General features: G+C 44.4%; 16 protein-coding genes. 10 read left to right on the forward strand and 6 right to left on the reverse strand.

Annotated features, from left to right (window positions below; genetic code table 11):
• Position 1: 1 nt before the first annotated feature.
• Positions 2-781 (reverse strand): bactofilin family protein, encoded by a 780-nt coding sequence (locus PQR79_RS11445; protein ID WP_274408500.1) that lies wholly within the window; start codon positions 779-781, stop codon positions 2-4.
• A gap of 344 nt (positions 782-1,125) precedes the next feature.
• Between PQR79_RS11445 and zapE the strand changes: the two genes are divergently transcribed.
• The gene (zapE, locus tag PQR79_RS11450) at positions 1,126-2,313 is read left to right on the forward strand and encodes a cell division protein ZapE (protein ID WP_438270818.1); all 1,188 of its coding nucleotides are present in this window, start codon (positions 1,126-1,128) and stop codon (positions 2,311-2,313) included.
• Here the strand turns inward: zapE and PQR79_RS11455 are convergent.
• Complete coding sequence (locus PQR79_RS11455) at positions 2,306-2,611, reverse strand: DUF3081 domain-containing protein (RefSeq protein WP_238106608.1); 306 nt, start codon at positions 2,609-2,611, stop codon at positions 2,306-2,308. The genes zapE and PQR79_RS11455 overlap by 8 nt on opposite strands.
• A 149-nt stretch (positions 2,612-2,760) precedes the next feature.
• Between PQR79_RS11455 and PQR79_RS11460 the strand changes: the two genes are divergently transcribed.
• The gene (locus PQR79_RS11460) at positions 2,761-3,714 is read left to right on the forward strand and encodes a sodium-dependent bicarbonate transport family permease (RefSeq protein ID WP_238106607.1); all 954 of its coding nucleotides are present in this window, start codon (positions 2,761-2,763) and stop codon (positions 3,712-3,714) included.
• 61 nt (positions 3,715-3,775) lie between these two features.
• Here PQR79_RS11460 and PQR79_RS11465 read toward each other — a convergent pair whose 3' ends face one another.
• Positions 3,776-4,744 (reverse strand): GGDEF domain-containing protein, encoded by a 969-nt coding sequence (locus PQR79_RS11465; RefSeq protein WP_238106606.1) that lies wholly within the window; start codon positions 4,742-4,744, stop codon positions 3,776-3,778.
• 74 nt (positions 4,745-4,818) lie between these two features.
• Positions 4,819-7,674 (reverse strand): bifunctional [glutamate--ammonia ligase]-adenylyl-L-tyrosine phosphorylase/[glutamate--ammonia-ligase] adenylyltransferase, encoded by a 2,856-nt coding sequence (gene glnE / locus PQR79_RS11470; protein WP_238107192.1) that lies wholly within the window; start codon positions 7,672-7,674, stop codon positions 4,819-4,821.
• Between the two features lie 158 nt (positions 7,675-7,832).
• Between glnE and PQR79_RS11475 the strand changes: the two genes are divergently transcribed.
• The 8 genes from PQR79_RS11475 (at position 7,833) to PQR79_RS11510 (ending at position 14,626) form a co-directional block, all read left to right on the forward strand.
• Positions 7,833-8,801 carry a hypothetical protein gene (locus PQR79_RS11475; RefSeq protein WP_238106605.1) on the forward strand — a complete coding sequence of 323 codons (969 nt, stop codon included), beginning with the start codon at positions 7,833-7,835 and terminating at the stop codon, positions 8,799-8,801.
• A 13-nt stretch (positions 8,802-8,814) separates the two neighbouring features.
• Positions 8,815-9,714 (forward strand): DUF350 domain-containing protein, encoded by a 900-nt coding sequence (locus tag PQR79_RS11480; RefSeq protein ID WP_238106604.1) that lies wholly within the window; start codon positions 8,815-8,817, stop codon positions 9,712-9,714.
• A 3-nt stretch (positions 9,715-9,717) separates the two neighbouring features.
• Positions 9,718-11,478 (forward strand): polyamine aminopropyltransferase, encoded by a 1,761-nt coding sequence (locus PQR79_RS11485; protein ID WP_238106603.1) that lies wholly within the window; start codon positions 9,718-9,720, stop codon positions 11,476-11,478.
• A gap of 79 nt (positions 11,479-11,557) precedes the next feature.
• The gene (locus PQR79_RS11490) at positions 11,558-11,971 is read left to right on the forward strand and encodes a YjfI family protein (RefSeq protein ID WP_188920223.1); all 414 of its coding nucleotides are present in this window, start codon (positions 11,558-11,560) and stop codon (positions 11,969-11,971) included.
• A 10-nt stretch (positions 11,972-11,981) separates the two neighbouring features.
• Positions 11,982-12,671: a PspA/IM30 family protein gene (locus tag PQR79_RS11495; RefSeq protein ID WP_238106602.1), complete on the forward strand. Its 690-nt coding sequence runs from the start codon at positions 11,982-11,984 to the stop codon at positions 12,669-12,671.
• 5 nt (positions 12,672-12,676) lie between these two features.
• Positions 12,677-13,330, forward strand: a complete 654-nt coding sequence (locus PQR79_RS11500) for a hypothetical protein (protein WP_238106601.1) — start codon at positions 12,677-12,679, stop codon at positions 13,328-13,330.
• 23 nt (positions 13,331-13,353) lie between these two features.
• On the forward strand, positions 13,354-13,689 hold the full coding sequence (locus PQR79_RS11505) for a hypothetical protein (RefSeq protein ID WP_188920229.1): 336 nt from the start codon (positions 13,354-13,356) through the stop codon (positions 13,687-13,689).
• Between the two features lie 109 nt (positions 13,690-13,798).
• Positions 13,799-14,626: a potassium channel family protein gene (locus PQR79_RS11510; protein WP_238106600.1), complete on the forward strand. Its 828-nt coding sequence runs from the start codon at positions 13,799-13,801 to the stop codon at positions 14,624-14,626.
• A gap of 95 nt (positions 14,627-14,721) precedes the next feature.
• Here PQR79_RS11510 and mrcB read toward each other — a convergent pair whose 3' ends face one another.
• Entirely contained in the window at positions 14,722-17,019 is a 2,298-nt protein-coding gene (gene mrcB, locus PQR79_RS11515) for a penicillin-binding protein 1B (RefSeq protein ID WP_238106599.1), read from the reverse strand.
• 60 nt (positions 17,020-17,079) lie between these two features.
• A complete protein-coding gene (hrpB, locus tag PQR79_RS11520) occupies positions 17,080-19,644 on the reverse strand; it encodes an ATP-dependent helicase HrpB (protein WP_238106598.1) in 2,565 nt (854 codons plus the stop codon).
• Between the last annotated feature and the right edge of the window lie 66 nt (positions 19,645-19,710).

The following is a 19,710-nucleotide window of genomic DNA, read 5'->3' on the forward strand; positions in this document are numbered from 1 at the left end:
ATCACGGTTTATTGGATGTTGTCGGCAGCGATAACTCGGCCTCACTGTCTTCAAAGTGTTGATCATCACTGTGCAAGGTGTCGCCAAGATCTTGGCTGGTTTGTTCTAATGCCTGTAAGTCTTCCATTGCGGTATTGATATCTGACTGGCCTGCGCTGATTAATTCTTCTTGTTGTTCAACAAACACACTTTGCTGATCAACATCTTGTAATAGTAACGTGGCATTTTTCGCAATGTCGCTCTCTGATACATCGGCGTTCACACTTGCTTGTAAAGGCTGTTCCTGATCACTTTTCAAAACCGAACTAATAGTAGGCTGCAGTAAAACGCCGCCAATAATCACAGCTGCAGCAACGGCAGCATAGGTTAACTTACGTAAAGGTGTTTTCGTCTGACTGTCGTGCATCATTGGCATGTTGACTGTTGATGATGTAGCTTGTGGCAAAACAGACTCGTCAGGGCCTTTACTACGCATACCGATAAATTGACCACCGTCATAAATCTCCATTTGATGGCTAGACACCTCACCATCGACCACGCCTGAACTGACAATGATCAGTTTATTACAGTGTAATTTACCTTTAAAGACGCCCGATACACGCATCTCTTGGCAATAGACCTCACCCTCAACTTCACCACCCACTGCGATATTAATTTGGCTGCTTGAACTAATTGTGCCAACTGTCTTACCGGCAATCATCGCAGGGCCTTGAATGGTCATGTCACCCTCGAGTGACATGTCAGCACCAATGTAGGTTATCCCCTTATTGTTATTATTCACTTGCGGTCCTTATTAGGATTACATACCGACCACATTAATTATCTAACTCACTCAGATAGTTAATATAATTTGTATAAATTGTTACAGGTAATGACAAATCTTAAAGTAAATGGGCTACACAATAAAGCTTACTATTCATGCTATAGTACTTAGATCAATAAATAGCCCGAATTGTTATGCCAACGACTGCTCCTAAGCATGAGCCTAAACACTCACGAAAATACACTCCCAATAAAGTGCAGAATCATTCGCAAAAACAATTACTAAACCCAAAAATAGCCATGTATTCAGCTGTAGATGCTCTCGTGCCACTCGCAAACCTAAAACCCTCGCCATCAAAGCCAATGTCACCATTACAAGCTTACCAACAAACGATAAACGCTAGTTCACAACACATTGAAAACAAGGTGATAACCGCAGATCCTGCCCAGCAAGAAGCCTTATTAGCATTAGATACGCTATACCAGCAATTTATTCATTCATCCTCCATCAATAAAGGCTTATACCTGTGGGGAGATGTGGGTCGAGGCAAAACATTTTTAATGGATTTATTGTGTCAGTGCATATGCCAACACCCTAAACAGGTACAAAACACTGTGTTGCGACTGCATTTTCATCGTTTTATGGCCATGCTCCACCAGCAGCTTAACCAAACTTCAGGGATCCGTGACCCACTCACCCATATTGCTAAGCAAATCGCGACACAGTATCAAGTAATCTGTTTCGATGAGTTTTTTGTCTCAGACATTGGGGATGCCATTTTGCTGGCGAGGTTATTTGAAACCTTGTTCCAATCGGGAGTCACTTTAGTCGCCACCTCTAATATTCCTGTCATGGACTTATACAAAAACGGTTTACAAAGAGATAGGTTTTTACCCACTATTGGCTTGTTGCAGAAATACACGCAAGAAATCCACCTTAACGGAGAAATAGATCACCGTCTCAGTAATAAAACTCGGCCACAAAGCCCCCCAAAACCAGCATGGCTTGAGCTACCGTCAACACTAAATCCCAAGGACATGTTTGATCAGTTATCCCAGCAAAGCGCCGATCAACACAGCCTTATTGGCCCCAAAAGTAAACACATATTGCGAATTTGCCAGCGCGACATCGCCATACAAACTCAACATGGATCTTTTGCTTGGTTTGAGTTTAGCGCGCTATGCCAAGGGCCAAGATCGGCGTTAGATTACATTGAGCTTGCCAGCCAGTTTAGTCATATTTTAGTCAGCGATGTGCCACTGCTTGGTGGGCAAGTACGCACTTGGATTAGGGCGAGAGGCACTGAAGATGGGGTGCAGGCAACGACAACAGGAGAGCGACAATTGGCTTATGCCAGTGAAGATGATCCTGCTCGACGTTTTATTAGTTTAGTTGACGAAATGTATGATCAAAAAGTCATTTTGATCATACATAGTCAATGGGCATTAGAAGACCTTTACCCCTCTGGTGCGCTGACATTTGAATTTAGGCGTACTTACAGTCGCCTCATAGAAATGCAACAATGGGCTTTAAACGCAACAATCAAATAGCTTTGGCAACCTGGTAACTTTCAACGTCAGTAAAACGGCGTAAAAAATTGTCTAAAGCATCGTTTGTTGGGTAGTCAAATTGGTATTTATTGTGAAAAAACACCGTTAAACTCACTTGAGCGTCAGACAATACAATGGTGTAACCATCGTGATCGGTTTGGGCATTGATGCCACACAAATGGTAACCATCACCATAGATACTGTTACTACCCTCATGGCTGGTTACGCGTTTTTCACCGTATTGGGTGACTTTGTTAAACACCTTGAGCGCACGTTGAATATCAATTTCATTTTTCATAATAATCATCCGCTGGACAACACACACTCTACAATACGCCTGCAATATTAATACTGTCCAATATTGTTATAAATAAAGTTAAAACATTTCCCTTTACCCGTACAACAAGGCAGAATCGCGGTACTTCATAACAGACAGAACCCGATACTATGCCTGATATTGTGATTGCTTTTTTTGCCCTCGGTTTAATCGCAGGGTTAATTAAATCAGATTTAAAAGTTCCCAAAGCCACCTACGAAACCTTGTCTATTTTACTGATGCTGACCCTTGGCCTTAAAGGTGGTATGGCACTACACGGTGAAACAGCCAATCTAGCGATATCTGAATTGCTCGCTGTCATTGCTTTAGGTTTTATTACCCCACTGAGCTTGTATCCGCTGCTGCGAAAGTTTATTAAATTACCGCAAAAAGAAGCCATTAGTATTGCCGCTCATTATGGTTCGGTGAGTGCGGGTACCTTTGCAGTCGTGATGGCTATGGTTGATCAATCGCAATGGCCTTTACGTCCTGAGACCACGTTATATTTAGTGCTACTTGAGCTGCCCGCCATTATTATCATGTTGTGGCTACACCGTTACCTGCAAGCCAAAACGGCTGGCAATGAAGTGCATTCCTCTGCTGGCAGTATTTTGCATGAAGCACTCACAAGCCGTGGCGTAGTATTATTGTGTGGTGGTGTGGTTATCGGTTGGATATATGGCACGTCGGGCATGGCGCCGTTAACGCCGATGCTGCTCGCAGGGTTTAAAACCTTATTAGCATTGTTTTTATTAGAAATGGGCATCAGCACCGCTAAAGTGTGCTTCCCTATTCCATACAAACAATGGCGATTACTGATTTTTGCTGCGCTGATACCTTTTGTACTGGCGTGGGTCGGTATTGGTTTAGGTGTAGCGCTAGACTTACCCTCAGGCAGTGTTTTAGTGTTAGCCGGCCTCAGTGCCAGTGCGTCATATATTGCAGCGCCTGCAGCGATAAAAGCCGCGATTCCAGATGCGAATATTGGCTTGGCGATGCTGGCGTCGTTAGGTATTACATTTCCTATTAACGTGCTAATCGGTTTGCCGATTTATCAGTTATGGATTGAAAAATTGCTGATGTAACTTTGCGCTTTATTGTTGAATAATGAATTAAAAAGCAACCGCAATGATGTCGTTGCTTTTTTTAATCCCTTTTATGGTGTTTTGCTTTTTCAACAAACATTGCTTTGTCGGCCAAGGTTAAATACTCACAAAGATCGACATTTTGCTTTGCATTCCGGCTCACAACACCTTGGCTATAGGCCAGTTGATAAGGCTTATTAGATTGTTGATTATACTGGGCAATTAAATCACTAAAACGTTTGAGCACAGCATCAACACTGGTTTCCTCTCTCTGGCTTAACAACACCACAAATTCGTCCCCCCCAAACCGAGCGATAACATCTGACTCTCTAAAACATTCAATTAATAATCCTGCAAATGTGGTGAGCGCAACATCACCTTCTTCATGACCATAATCATCATTGATCGCTTTAAAATAATCTAAATCAAAAAAAACCAAGCTGGTACTAAGTAATAACCTATCGCTATTGGCAATGGTTTTTGCTGCCAGTAATTCAAAGCCGCGACGATTGGTGATGCCGGTTAATGGGTCGAGGGTGTTTTGTTGAATCGATATCAACTCAGCTTCAACAAGCTTACCTAGGTCTTCTAAGGCTTGGATATCTTGTTTATTAAAGGTTCTGGGCTTATTGTCAATAATGCATAAGGTGCCAATCCGCATGCCATTAGGCATGGTCAACGGAAACCCAGCATAAAAGCGGATATTGGGCGTGGCGAGCACTAATGGATTGTCGAAAAAGCGTGAGTCTTGCAGTGCATCGGGCACCACCATAACATCTGCCTGATTAATCGCATGGGCACAAAATGAAATATCGCGGCTGGTTTCACATACATCGAGGCCTTGTACTGATTTAAACCATTGCCGATCACTGTCAATTAAGCTCACGATGCTGATCGATACTGAAAACAAACGTCTGGCTAAGCGAGTAATACGATCAAAGCGCTCTTCTGTTTCAGTGTCTAACACATTCAAGCCTCGAAGTGTTTCGAGGCGTGTGTGCTCATTTTCGGGTATCGGTGCAAGTAGCATTAACGCGACCTTTAAGTTGATTAGTCTGATTTAATCAAAGCAGTAAAGTGCTTAAAGTTCAACTTACAACCGAATTAAGCTTGTAAAATCTCGTTATAAATTTCAATGACAGCGTCTGTTTTTGGTGCCACCAAATCTACCGATATTTTCCCTGGTAATTGTTGCAATGTCAGTTCATGGTTTTCATCGCGCAGCCAGCAATACGTTTGCGTCAGGTGCTGTGCATGCATTACGGGTAGTAACTCTAGGTCTGCAAGCACTTCAAAAATTCGTACATTATCAGACCAAATGGTTAAGTCATGGTGTTGATGAGCGTGAGCGAGGACTAAGTATTGGGCAATAAACTCAATGTCGGCAATGCCGCCAGCGCTTTGCTTAAGATCAAACTGTCCTGGTTCGACTTGCAGTAAATGATCACGCATTTTAGTGCGCATATCGCGAACTGATTTTGCAAGTTCGCTTTGATCGCGCGCTTGTTGCAATATTTGCCCGCGTAAATCACTAAATCGCCCTGCTAGAGTGTAGTCACCAAAAACAAAACGCGCCCTAACTAATGCTTGATGCTCCCAGGTCCAAGCTTCGGTTAATTGATATTGACCAAACTGTTCAATCTCGCTCACCAACAACCCTGAGGCACCAGATGGACGCAAACGCATATCGACTTCGTATAGCTCACCCGATGTAGTGCGAGTTGCAAATAAATGCACAATACGCTGAGCTAATTTTAAATAAAAATGGCTACTATCAATTGAGCGCGGCCCATTAGTACAGCCTGCGCCGCTATGACCATGTAAAAAAACTAAATCTAAATCGGAACCATAACCCAGCTCCAAACCGCCTAATTTGCCATAACCAATCACCGCAAAACCCATATTACTTGGGCTAGTCCCTTCAGGAACGCCATGGCGCTCAGACACTTGATGCCAGGCTTGCAACACCACTTGTTCAATAATGGCTTCTGCTAAAAAGGTTAAATGATCGCTTACCTGCATGACAGGCAATACCCCGGTGACATCCGCTGCAGCAATTTTCAGCTGTTGCGACAACTTAAATTGTCGTAACGCTTCCATTTGCTGCTCCATGTCATCCTCTGGCACGCGCAGTAAATATTGGCGTAACTCGCTTGGGTAATCATCAATAGAGGTGATGTCATATAACTGCGATGGGTCAATTAGCTCATCAAGCAACATCGGGAAGTTAGCCAGTTCTCGTGCAATCCATGGGCTGGCACAACATAAACTCACCAATTGTTGCCTTGCGCCTGGGTTTTCACATAACAACTCTAGGTAGGTTGTGCGGGTTAAGATTTTATCTAACACGTTAGAGACAGGTTTAAAGGCGGCACTAGGCATAGATTGATTAAACAATTCTTCAAGCAACTTGGGCATGAGTTTATCTAAAGTTTCACGGCCACGAGGACCAATAGAGCGTTTAGACACGGTTTGACGCCAATCGCTTAGCATGGGCCACAGTGTTTCGTCTTCAATCTGTTGTTCTTGCAGCAGAGCTAACGCGTCTTCATCTTGCTGAATATTCCAAAAGAGCGATGACCAATGATCGTTATAGTCATGATTATCACTGCCGCCTACGGTGGCATTAAAGTGCTCATGAATGGTGGCCATTGCATTATCGATTTGCTCGCGCAGCTGTGCCTCATCGTCAAGTTCTAGTGGTATACACAGTCGTTGCCAGTCAAGGGCATTACTAGGCAGTGTTTGCGTTTGTTTATCATCAATGGCTTGAAGAAGATTTTCCACTCTGCGCAGTAAAATGTAACTGTGCTTTAACTCATCAACGGCTAAATATTCTAACTGCCCCAAACTGTACAAAGTATCAATGGCGCCGAATAAGCTTTGTTGACGTAACGCGGGTTCACGGCCGCCACGAATTAACTGGAAGCTTTGCACCACGAATTCCACTTCACGGATCCCGCCGGCACCGAGCTTAATATTATCGGTTAATTGTCTGCGCCTCACTTCTTGGGCAATTAATTGTTTCATTTTGCGTAGCGATTCGATTGCCGAGAAGTCAATATAACGGCGATACACAAATGGGCGGAGCAAGTCATGCAGTTCGTCACAATAACCACTCCAAGGGCCTAATACCCGAGCTTTGACCATGGCATAGCGTTCCCAGTCGCGGCCTTGCTCCTGATAATAATCTTCTAAACCGCTAAAGCTAACGACCAGCGGTCCACTTTCACCATAAGGACGCAGGCGCATATCAACACGAAATACAAAACCGTCAACCGTCACTTGATCAAGAATATTAACGAGGCGTTGCCCCATGCGAATAAAAAATTGCTGATTAGCTTGCGCACGGCGACCGCCGACCGTCTCACCATGCTCAGGAAAAGTAAAGATTAAATCGATGTCAGATGAAAAATTTAGCTCACGGCCACCCAGTTTACCCATGCCTAAAATTAATAATGGTTGTGGCTTACCATCCGCACTGGTTGGCGTGCCAAATTGCTTGCACATGTCTTGATAAACCCAATCCCGACCAGCAATAACAAGTGCTTCAGCCAATGATGACAAGTCAAGCAGTGACTCTTCTATTGGGGTGTAATTTAAAAAATCGCGCCACGCTATGCGTACCATTTGCAAATTTCGATAACGACGTAAGACTGATTTAGCTTGTTCCTCTTGGGTTATCTCTTCTAATTGAGCATGCAACTCTATGTCAAATTGGCTGCGGTCAATGTCATCTAATAGGCCTGCAAACAGTTGTACTATCCATTCAGGACGACGACACAATTGATCAGCAATGTAGTCACTTAAAGCAAACACCGACATTAATTCTTGTTGTTGCTCTTTTGACAATTCGGTTGTCGCTTCAGGCCAAACTTCACAAAGTCTTAACCAGTAACGATCTGCGGTTTCGACTAGCGCAGCAGATAACGTCTTGTTACTTTGGTTTTGCATGGCAATAAATATCCCTAAAGAAAATGAATGTTGGACATATTATGTCGTGAATGCTATATCTAATGATCTGTCTATTGATGCAGATTAATATCATTGACATCAAGATTACTATAACCTGTGTCATATTGAATTAGCACATGAAAAATCTACATTTTGGAGAAAACATGGTAGGTCACCTCCCCCGTGTACTCACATTGATAACCGTGATGATCGTCGCACTGACACTCAGTGCTTGTGGCGACGACAGACCGGAGCAAATTGCTAAGTACCAGCAATTAACGCAGCAGCGTCTTGAATTGCTTTCAACATCACTTAAAGACGATCAATTACGCAATGCCAATTTATTGAAGCAATACACCAGTATTTTAGCTAAGCGTCAGCCTGATTTAGCCCCTTTATTAAATGAATTAGCCAAAGATGCTGACACCGAAGGGCCAATGTTTCAGTCACTAACGCGTCGTTATAAAGAGTTGAGCAATAGCGCAAACTTTGTTGATTTAGACCAACAACTGGCCGAAGCTCAAAACGTATATCAGGCCGCTGACACCAGCTTATACAACGACATGCTATCGGATCCGGTTAACGTCGTCGCCGATATGTCTAAAGGCCAATTAGCCCGAGTCAATGCCATTAGCCGTGAAGCAGAGGCCTTAGCAAACGGTACTGACGCCACAGAGCCAGGCAGCCAATTAGTGGGTAATCCAGCTTATGGTAGCTGGCAAACTGGCTCAAACGGCATGTCTTTTTGGGCTTGGTATGGCATGTACGCGATGTTTTCTAACTTCACACGACCCATTTATTACGATAACTGGTCAAGTCGTCGTGGTTACAGTTACTATAACGACGTTGGCCGTTATCGCTATACCTCGCCAAAACAGGCCACTTCACAAGCCAAAACATTCGAACAAACCAAAAAGCGTTTTGATAGCCAAGGCAAACGATTTGATAGCCCATATGCTAAAACTCGTACAGGCTCGACCACCCTGTCGCGTCAAAGTACCAGTGCGCCGAAACCCAGCAGCACAACTCGCACGGCAAGTACTAGCAGTAAGTTTCGTTCAAATTATTCTAAAGACAGCAGTTTCCGCAACTCAAGCAGCCGCACTAGTCGCGGTGTTAGCCGTGGTAAATAGGTAAGGACTCCCCATGACATTTTTTCAAGAATATGGCTTAACTCAATCGCTGGCGATCATCTTAGCCATCGACTTAAGTATCGCGATTGTGTTGCTGGCATTAATGCGCTATTTGCAAGGTTGGAGCATTAAAGTTAATAGCAGCGCCGAACTGGCTGAGCGTGATAATTTTGCCTTTGGTATTAGTACCGCAGGGGCCATTGCCGCGTTAGGTATTGTACTGACTGGCGCGATTACCGGCGAGGCCGCACCATCGTATTTAACCGAGGCCATTGGCATGTCGGCTTATGGTTTATTTGGTTTAGTGCTGATTAAACTTGGACGCTTTTTACATGACAAAATCGCCTTAAATGAATTTGCCAAAAATACCGAAATTTTAAAAGGAAACGTGTCTGTTGCCGTAGTTGATGCTGCTGCAGCCATTGCGACAGCCATTATTATTCGCGCCGTATTGATGTGGGCAGAAGACATCACCGTAAACACCTTTATTGCGATTTTTAGCGCATTTTTAATTTCACAGTTAATGCTTGTACTGCTGACTCGTCTACGTGAAAAACGCTACGCTAAGCGTAATCAAGAAGCCTCAATGCAACAGGCCTTAGCACAAGGTCAAACCGCTTTGGCACTGCGCCACAGCGGTTATATGATTGCCATGGCATTAAGCTTTAATGCCGCCAGCCATTTCATTATTTATCAACCTACAGGTTATGTCACCAACATCATTGGTTGGTTTGTGTTCTCGTTGATTATGCTAGTGGCCTTATCATTACTCATTGCTTTAGTGAAAAAGCTGGTTTTAGCCGGCATTAACTTAGCTGAAGAAGTTGAAAAGCAGCAAAACATTGGGATTGCAGCGGTCGAAATGGCCATTAGTATTGCTGTCGCACTGATTTTAACGGCGTTAATGGCGTAATTTATGGCAACCCCTTTGCTTGATCCTAGCCCCCTCCCTGTTGCGCAAGGGGGCAAAGAGCAAAGCCCTCTCATAGCACGTAATGTGTCGTGGTTTGATGATGCCCTATTGCTGGGTATTATGGCTGCGCTTGCGGGTTGCGGCCTGATTTATGAATACCTTTTGTCACACTATGCTGGGCGAATTTTAGGTGCGCTAGAAGCGGCCATTTACACCATGATCGGCTTAATGATTGTGTCGATGGGTGTGGGCGCGTTTGCTGCCCGTAAAATAAAATGCGCCTTTACCGGCTTTGCTATGCTCGAACTCACCGTGGCATTGTGTGGCTCATTTGCCATTATCATTACCGCTGCAGTCATTGGCTTTGGTCAGCAATTGCCACTCACCATTGCCAATACCCTTGGCTTACCACCAGATCATTTACCTAATGGCGGCTTTATTGCCAGCTTGCAAACCTTAAGCGAATACCTACCTTACGTTTGGGGTGTGTTGCTGGGGTTAATGATTGGCATGGAAATCCCCTTGATTGCGCGAGTACGGCAATCGTTATCTGATGCCCATTTACTGCACAATGCTGGCACCATTTATGGTGCTGATTACATTGGCGCTGGTGTCGGTGCCGCCATTTGGGTCGGCTTTATGTTGGCAATTGATATTCAACTCGCGGCGGCATTAACCGCCAGCGTAAACCTATTAGCAGGGCTTGCGTTTATTTGGCGTTTTTGGATGCAAATTCGTCATGTAAAATTATTGTTAGTTGGCCATATCATTGCCAGCGTTGTTATTGGTTTACTGGCGGTAAAAGGCCCTAGCTGGGAGCAACATTTTAATAACCTGTTGTACAAAGACAAAGTGGTTTATGCTAAAGCCACTCGTTTTCAACAACTTAACTTTACTGAGCGGCTTCGCGGCGGTGGCCTTGCGCCCGTGTACAACTTGTACATCAATGGCCGTTTACAGTTTTCAAGTAGCGATGAACACATTTACCACAGCTTTTTAGTGCATCCAACATTGGCGGCCAGTGCCCGTCACGACAAGGTATTAATTATTGGTGGTGGCGACGGCCTTGGGCTCAAACAAGTGCTCAAATGGCAGCCTAAAGCGGTCACCTTAATGGACCTCGATCAGGACTTATTAACGCTATTTAAAAATCCCCCCGCTGACATGCCGACAGCTCTTAGCCGTGCATTATTAGCGCTTAATGGTGATGCGCTCAACGATCCTCGTTTAACCTTAATGGTCGACGACGCGTTTAATGGCGTTGATAAGTTACTCAGTAACGGTCAATTGTTTGATGCCATTATTGTTGACTTGCCCGATCCAAGTCACCCAGATTTAAATAAACTGTACTCTGATTTATTTTACCGAAAGCTCAACGAATTACTCAGTGCAGACGGTGTCATTACCGTGCAATCAACCTCGCCTTATCATGCGCCTAACGCCTTTATTTCTGTAGGTAAAACCCTCAGTACAGCCGGCTTTAACGTCAAACAATATCATCATAATGTGCCAAGTTTTGGTGAATGGGGCTGGAGTATTGGCAGTAAGATGGGCAAAAATCCACAACAAAGATTAGCGGCCATCAATGAGATCCCAGTACAAGAAGACTGGTTAACACCAGGACTTATCCATGCATCATTTGAATTTCCAAAACATTTTTACGACGATATAGACAAGATCAAGGTAAACAATATTGGTTCTTTACAGTTGTATCATTACCACTTAGCAGCTTGGTCAGAGAACGAAGTAATTAATCTTTTTTAATTGGATCAGATAGCGCTTGACATATTATGTCTGAGTGTTATCTTTACTCACAGACATAATATGTCAATTAAGGACGAATATGAACATACATACTATTGCGAGTCACCTAAACGGACTATGCGACCAAAGCCAAACCGGCTTTCAGTTTGACTGCTATCCCATTGATGGTGATGTTGAAGTATTACAAGTTAATGTTGTAGGCCGTGAAGAAATTCCGGTGTTTGTATCAGTAACTGACAACCAAATATTGTGTATCAGTTATCTGTGGGGCGAAAACGAAGTTAACCAAGCTCGCCGCGCAGAAATGTTTGAGACCATGTTAGAACTCAACATTCCAATGCCATTATCTTCATTTGCCAAAATTGATGATAAGTACGTGGTTTATGGTGCGTTATCTGTGCAATCAAGCATGGAAGAAATTGAACAAGAATTAGCAGTACTGTCAGACAACTGTCTGGAAGTCATCGACGAACTCGTCGAATTTTTAAACTAAGGAGCCAACAATGGGCATTCTAAACAAGATTCTTACAGCGTTTCGTGGTGGTGCAACTGAAGTTGGCCAGACTATCGTTGACGCTAACTCAACCCGTATTTTTGAACAAGAAATCCGTGATGCAGAAAAGCATTTAACTAAAGCTAAGCGTGAGCTGACTGACGTGATGGCCAAAGAGATGCAAGCTAGCCGTGAAATCGATCGTCTAAAACGCAGCATTGCTGAACACGAAGGTTATGCCACCCAAGCGTTAGACAAAGGCAATGAAACATTAGCCATCGAAGTCGCAGAAAAAATTGCTCAGCTAGACCAAGAACTTGCAGAGCAACAAACGGCCAACGATAGCTTTAGCGCTCATGCGGTACGTTTAAAAGATTTAGTGAAAAAGACCGAACGTCAATTGTCTGATTATCAACGTCAATTAACCATGGTTAAAACCACTGAAAGCGTACAAAAAGCCACCGCAACCATTACTGACTCATTTGCATCTAGTAACTCTAAGTTACTTAATGCTAAAGATTCTTTGGAGCGTATCAAGGCGCGTCAGCAACAGTTTGATGACCGCTTAAAGGCAGCAGAAACCTTAGCAGACGAAAACAGCGACAAGTCTTTACACGCAAAATTGGCTGAAGCGGGTATTGGTGAGCAAAAGTCGAACGCCAATGCAGTTTTAGACCGCATTAAAGCACGTAAAGGTTAAGGGTTATGGGATTTCTTAGCGGCCTTTTTGGCAAAAAAGAAGCCCCGAAGCGTCAGCTTGACCACCCAAATAAACTGCTCAAGGGTGATATGTTAACCCTTGATGACAGTTTTGCTTTGCCCGCGCAACTGCGCGGGCAACAGCTAAAGGTTGAAGCCATTCATACCTATGAATATCAGCGCTCGCAGCTTTGTGAATTCTTATTACGTGGCCATAGTGGCACCGCAATCTTTATGTCTTACATTCAAGAAGACGAGTCTTACCTGAGTATTTCAATTAAAATCAATCGTGCCGATGTGGAGCAGATATTTGACCTTGATGCCTTTGCTGAAATCTTTGAAGAACCCGGCAAAGCCACTCTGTTGACAAAAGCCTTATCTGCCGAGCTTGAGACTGAGTTTGGTCAATGGTTAAGCGATGAATACCATCAAGTTGAATTTGCAGGATTTGGTTATTTCCATCGTCAAGATTATCGTGGTTTAACCCCACCACAAGACGACAATGGCAACCGAGGTGAAGGTTTTGAAGGCTATACTCTAGTCAATAATCAAGACACTCATGCTGTTGATATTGAAGTATACGAAGGCGGCGACACCGAAGTCATGTTGACCTTATATCGCCCACTAACCGATATTAGAGACTACTGGCCGGCAAGCTGATACAAGTAGGAGATAACGTTGTTATGAGCTCAGGTAAACCGTTACCGGACAAATGGCTTAAAAACCAACAAGCTGCAAAAGCCACGCAAGTGGCTTTTGATCTAGATGAAAAGTTTCAATACTCTATCCGTAAAGCCGCTTTAGATAAAGGTGTAAGCCCGTCTGATCAAATACGCACCATCCTCGGATTATCGGTCTCTAAACGGCCTAAACGCCCTAGGCTCACCGTATCATTAAGTGGTGAAGACTATGTGTTATTAGCACAAAAGTACGGTTTAGACAGCGACGCACAATTAGAGATCAAAAAACGTGTGCTTGATGATTTAGTTCACTTTGTCGATAAAACTTCATCAACTTAATCTTTTATTCGTTTTGTCGATTAAAACAACGCACTAGGGTCGCGCCTTGTGCGTTTTTTGTTATGATAACGTTTATATTGTTACTCTCAATGAATCAAAGCAGGCATTCATGTTTGAATCTAAACGTTGGACACTCAAAAATGTCGATGGTCCCAGTCCATTTGAGTTAGCCATGATGGTGTTGTCATTGGTGTCAGTGGTTATTGTCCTAACCATTACCTTTGGCCGTTTAGATACCGAAACCAATAAAGTGCTGCTGTATATCGACAGCAGTATTTGTGTGATTTTTTTAAGTAAGTTTTTTTATGGCTTATTCAAAGCACGCAATAAAACCTACTACCTGCGCCACCACTGGATAGATTTTGTTGCCAGTATTCCAGCCATTGAAGCACTGCGGTTTGCACGTATATTTCAAATCTTGCGGGTGATCCGTTTGATTCGCATGAGCCGCTCACTGCTGATTCCGTTACTGCGACAACGCAAACAAACCACATTAGCCAGTTTATTAGTGGCCATGGTGTTAATTTTAGCCACCGCTTCAGTGCTCATTTTATTGGTTGAAAGCGCCGAACCGAATGCCAATATTCAAACCGCAGAACAAGCCATTTGGTGGGCATTGGTGACCATCTCAACAGTGGGTTATGGCGATTTTTATCCGGTGAGTACCATAGGTCATGTGATTGGTGGATTAGTGATTGTCAGTGGCGTGAGCTTTTTCGGGGTTATTTCTGGTTATATGGCATCGGTGTTTGTCGCCCCTGATGAAACTGAGCGTCAAGAAGAGCAAGAGGCAAAAGAAGCCCACAAAGAACAAATCAATAGCAAGCTTGAAGCAGCGCTTGAACAAATGCAGCAAAATCAATTACAGATGGAAAAAAATCAACAAGAGATGCTTGCTGAAATTACCAAGCTAAGGCAACAACTCGATAAGCCCTAGCAAGATCATTGCAGCGCTGCAGATATACAAAAACATACAAAAAAAAGCCCAACGTCAACACGACCTTGGGCTTTTGATTAATGGCAAACAACTTGCTAGCCACCCACCAGCTTTTGCCACCAAGATAATGGCTCACCGCAATTAGCCGCCGGGCGATAGCTGGCTTCTCGCGCAGGTAAACTAACAATGTTGTCGCAGTTACCTTGTTTAGCCATGCCAGTGGTACGATCGAAGTAGCCGTTAACCACCCCGTTAACCGGGGTCATACGTAAGCTCATTGGTGGACGCTGTTGTAAAAATGCCTGATACACCGCCATGGCGCCACTACTGCCATACAAACCGGTTTTACTATTGTTGTCTTGTCCAACCCAAATAGCCGCTACGTTACGCTCATCAAAGCCTGCAAACCAAGAATCACGACCATCATTGCTGGTACCGGTTTTACCTGCTAAACGCACACCCGGGAAAGCCGCACCTAATCGCTTAGCGGTGCCAGAACGCACCACATGATTCATTGCATATTGCACGAGATAATCTGTTGCTGGGTCAATGGCTTGTGAACTCGGAACGCGGCTAACATCTAACGCTTTGTTCTGGCTGTCTAACACCGCTGTGATTGAAGTAAGCTTGCGATAACGCCCTTCGTCAGCCAAGGTTTGATAAACTTGCGCTACCATCAATGGTGAGCCATTAACAGCGCCTAATAGCATTGATGGATAAGGCGAAACAGATTCACTCCAGCCCGCTTTTTCTAAGGTATTAACCACGTTACCAACACCAACCGCTAAACCGACATTGACCGTTGGTACGTTCATAGAGTCTTTAATTGCAGTCAGTAAGGGCACTTGCCCACTGAACTTTTTATCAACGTTTTTTGGCGACCATGTCTTACCTTGTTCGTTTTTCAAGGTAATCGGTTTGTCATCAATCGGGGTGGCTAAAGAAAACGTATCGCTTTGATTTAATGCAGTGGCATACACAAAGGGTTTAATGAGCGAGCCAATAGGACGACGAATTTCGACCGCGCGGTTAAAGCCTTCATAACCGGGGACTTTATCACCGACCATTGCCGCGATACCGCCACTGTATTTGTCGGTAACCACCATGCCCACTTGGATATCTTTAGCCCGTTTATCCAATGATGCCATGGTAGAGGATACCGCCTTTTCAGCCGCTTCTTGGGCCATAGGGTCAAGGGTGGTATAGACTTTGATTCCTGATTGTTGCAACAAAGAGTCACCATAACGGTCGCGTAACTCTTGTTTTACGACAGCAAAAAATGCCGGTAATTTTTGGTGCACTGACTTTTGGGCACTGCGTAACCCCAGCGGCGACTCTGCTGCAGCTTTGTATTGGGCGACGGTCAGCTTGTCATTTTCCATCAATAAACGCAGTACCAAATCACGACGCTCTTGCGCCCGCTCTGGATAACGCCAAGGATTATAGTAAGACGGCCCTTTAATGACTGCCACTAAAAACGCTTGTTGCGACACGGTTAACTCGCCTACCGGGCGGCCAAAGTAAAACTGCGAAGCCAGTCCCATACCGTGTACACCACGCGCCTTGTCTTGCCCCATATACACTTCATTTAGGTAAGCTTCTAAAATTTCATCTTTGCTGTAGCGAAAATCAATAATCAACGCCATCAAGGCTTCACGCACTTTACGCACAATAGAGCGCTCGCTGCTTAAAAAGAAGTTTTTGGCTAATTGCTGAGTGAGTGTTGAACCGCCTTGCACCGTTCGTCCAGCAGTAATGTTAACCATTGCCGCACGAGCAATGGCTAACGGATTAACACCGTAATGATCATAAAAACTGCGGTCTTCAACTAAAATAAGGGCATCGACTATACTCGATGGTATTTCAGGTGTTGGCACAAACAATCTGTCTTCGCCATCGCCTGCAATAATTCGGTCAAGTAATACTGGCTCTAAATGAAACACGGCTAATTCGCGTTTATCAGACATGCGCTTTACCGAGCTGACACCGTTTGAGTCAAAGCTTATCATCACTCGTTGTTCAGCTTGATTCCCCTCAGGGTGCAAAAACGGACGACGCCATAATTCAATCTTTGTGCTTGATGCTGAAAACTCACCCACTTGGCGAGGATTAGCCACTTTGCGGTAGCCCAATAATTTAAGCTCGGCCATTAATTGTGGGTGGTTAACCGCAGCACCTGGATATAACGCCATTGGGCGGCTAAAAACTTGCGCAGGCAAATGCCATTTTTGCCCTTCAAATTTTTGGGCAATAATTTGGTCTAGATAAATGGCGTAAAACGTGACGACAGCAAGGCCAACAAGCGACAGTTTCCAGGTGAATGACCAAAGTGGACGCCACCATGATGTAGTCGATTTTTTAGCGTTAGTTTTTTTAGGCTTTTTCTTTGTCATAAATCTTCATTCGTTAATTTTGCACTGTAATCGATTCGCCTTAACTCATATGCGGTTTACTTATAAACCGGGCGTTTTCTTTTTAGTAAATTTGGTCGCTACGGTATTCACTGGGTCGTCGGGCCATAAATGGCGAGGATAACGACCACGCATTTCTTTTTTAACCTCAGCATACGGTCCTTGCCAAAAACTGGCTAAATCTGCAGTCACCGCTAACGGACGTTGCGCCGGAGACAATAACTCCATGGTCACGATCATTTTGCCGTGCAAAATACTCGGGCTTTGCGCTAAACCTAATGCTTCTTGTAAACGCACACTTAATAAAGCTCGGCCTTGCTCTGCATCGCTATGGTAAAAATCACCATTGGCGTCTAGCGGCATTTGGTATCTTATTGGTGCTCTGGTACCTGTAGCCATAGGCCAATGTGTTGGCACTAATTGATCAAGTAACGTTTGTTGTTGCCAACTCAATCGGTTTTTCACTAACCCATAAGCATCGACTTTAGCTAACGCGGCTAGCGAGTTAACCTGCTCAATATATGGCCCTAACCAGTCAGCTAAGGTGGCCATTAAATGAGTATCAGTCAAGCAGGGCCAATCATGTTCTGGGGCATAATATCGCGCTAATTCTACCCGGTATTGTAACTGGATTAATGCTGCATCACGATTAAGGATTGTTAACCCTTTTACACGAACTTGTTCTAATAATGCAGCTGTAATGTCAGCACGTTGCGGCGTAATGCCAGTATCGACTTTAATGATAATCTGGCCGATTTTAGTGTGTTTTTCGGCAAAAAATCGTCCCTTGGCTTCATCCCAGCCGCCTTGCACCTGGCGGGTGACTAGATCACTCAATTCATCCTCAAACGATCGCTCATCAAGTCGGGCAGCTAAATACACTTGTCCAGCATTACGGCCTTGAGTTTCTTGAAAGTCAGCAACCACTAACCAAGGCTCGTGTGCAAGGCTGTCATCCGCAGCAATCACCACGCCAGTACCATTACTCAATAAAAAACCATCTTGACCACGCGCTTTAGCAATACGATCGGGGTAAGCAAGTGCTAACAAATAACTGATATCACGGGTTGATGCTTGGCTTATGGCATCTTGTAACTGACCCGAAACCGCCAATGACAGTTGCCATTGACGCACTTGCTGATTAATTTGCCCACGCAAAGCTTCGGTTAAGTAATGATGAATGTCGGCGCCTTTTTTGGGTAAGCCGCGGGCTTCAATAATTCCCGCCAATATACAGGCCAATACGCACAGTTGCGGGCGAGATTGATCACTGGCAACCTGTTTAGCTTTGAGCAGCATATGAGCTAAGCGCGGATGACAACCTAAGGCATAAGCTTGGTGGCCTAGTGTAGTTAATTTTCGCTGTGGGTCAGTTAACGCTAATTGCTGTAACAGCTGCCATGCGACTTGCTCATGAATGGCTGGCGGTGAGGTGAGTAGTGATAATTCGGTGAATGTTTTTGCGCCCCAGCTGGCACAATCTAATGCCATTGAGGTAAGCTCGCTGAGGCTAATTTCTGGCTCGTCAACCTTACGCAAACGTCCATGCTCTTCCTTGCTCCATAAGCGCACGCAATAACCCGACGCCAAACGCCCTGCCCGGCCACTTCGTTGCACCGCTGACGCTTGGCTAATACGCCTAAGCCCTAAACGCGTCACACCAGTTTTAGGATTAAAACTGGCTTCACGGCGATAACCACTGTCGATAACAATCGTTATCCCCTCAATGGTTAAACTGGACTCTGCCACGTTAGTCGCCAATACAATTTTACGCTTGCCAGGTTCGGTTAACCCAATAGCACGATCTTGCTCTGCTGGACTTAAGTCACCATACAAAGGGCAAATAAGCCATGTTGAGTCTAAGCGTTCATTAAGCAAACGAGCCAGTTTATTGATTTCACCTTTACCGGGTAAAAATGCTAAAACACTGCCTAGTTGATATTCAGCTAAGCTGGCATCATTAACAGTATCGTTAATCACCCTTGCCATATGCATTAACCACGACTGCTGCGCGGGGCAAGGCTGATATTGATGCTGTACATCAAAGCTGCGCCCTTGGCTGCTAATTTGCCGTGCATCGGGCATTAAGTTGCTCAGCGGTAAGCCAGATAATGTGGCCGACATGGCAATAATGGTTAAGTCATCACGTAATGATTGCTGCACCTCAAGCGCAAGAGCAAGACCGAGATCGGTAGGTAAATGACGTTCGTGGATTTCATCAAAAATGATCACCGCAACTCCAGTAAGCTCAGGATCGTGCTGGATCATCCGGGTTAAAATACCTTCTGTGACAATTTCGAGTCGGGTATGTTGACTCACTTTAGTGTCACCACGGACCCGATAACCCACATCCTGTCCAACCGATTGTCCTAATTGCTTAGCAATAAATTGCGCCACATTGCGCGCCGCCACACGCCTTGGTTCAAGCATGAGTATTTTGCCATTAATTTCTGGCCAGGCTAACATGGCTAACGGCAAGGCAGTTGATTTGCCCGCGCCTGTTGGCGCCTCAAGAATGAGTTGTGATTGCTCATTAAATGCACTGCGAATGTCTGCTAACACGGCATGGATTGGCAATGTGACAGATGAAGGGTGTGATAAGGTCAACGGCATTTACTTTTTTATCGCGATTTGCGACGTATTTTATACTATTACGTCGCAAGGATACATTCA

This window comes from Shewanella metallivivens (assembly GCF_028750675.1).
GTDB classification, from domain to species: Bacteria; Pseudomonadota; Gammaproteobacteria; order Enterobacterales; family Shewanellaceae; genus Shewanella; species Shewanella metallivivens.

Bases quoted from the DNA above. Each gene is read 5' to 3' on its own strand.
- PQR79_RS11500 (WP_238106601.1), top strand. From the start codon at position 12,677: ATGGGATTTCTTAGCGGCCTTTTTGGCAAAAAAGAAGCCCCGAAGCGT.
- mrcB (WP_238106599.1), bottom strand. From the start codon at position 17,019: ATGACAAAGAAAAAGCCTAAAAAAACTAACGCTAAAAAATCGACTACA.
- PQR79_RS11485 (WP_238106603.1), top strand. From the start codon at position 9,718: ATGGCAACCCCTTTGCTTGATCCTAGCCCCCTCCCTGTTGCGCAAGGG.
- PQR79_RS11505 (WP_188920229.1), top strand. From the start codon at position 13,354: ATGAGCTCAGGTAAACCGTTACCGGACAAATGGCTTAAAAACCAACAA.
- PQR79_RS11480 (WP_238106604.1), top strand. From the start codon at position 8,815: ATGACATTTTTTCAAGAATATGGCTTAACTCAATCGCTGGCGATCATC.
- PQR79_RS11475 (WP_238106605.1), top strand. From the start codon at position 7,833: ATGGTAGGTCACCTCCCCCGTGTACTCACATTGATAACCGTGATGATC.
- PQR79_RS11510 (WP_238106600.1), top strand. From the start codon at position 13,799: ATGTTTGAATCTAAACGTTGGACACTCAAAAATGTCGATGGTCCCAGT.
- PQR79_RS11490 (WP_188920223.1), top strand. From the start codon at position 11,558: ATGAACATACATACTATTGCGAGTCACCTAAACGGACTATGCGACCAA.
- zapE (WP_438270818.1), top strand. From the start codon at position 1,126: ATGTCACCATTACAAGCTTACCAACAAACGATAAACGCTAGTTCACAA.
- PQR79_RS11460 (WP_238106607.1), top strand. From the start codon at position 2,761: ATGCCTGATATTGTGATTGCTTTTTTTGCCCTCGGTTTAATCGCAGGG.
- PQR79_RS11455 (WP_238106608.1), bottom strand. From the start codon at position 2,611: ATGAAAAATGAAATTGATATTCAACGTGCGCTCAAGGTGTTTAACAAA.
- PQR79_RS11495 (WP_238106602.1), top strand. From the start codon at position 11,982: ATGGGCATTCTAAACAAGATTCTTACAGCGTTTCGTGGTGGTGCAACT.
- PQR79_RS11465 (WP_238106606.1), bottom strand. From the start codon at position 4,744: ATGCTACTTGCACCGATACCCGAAAATGAGCACACACGCCTCGAAACA.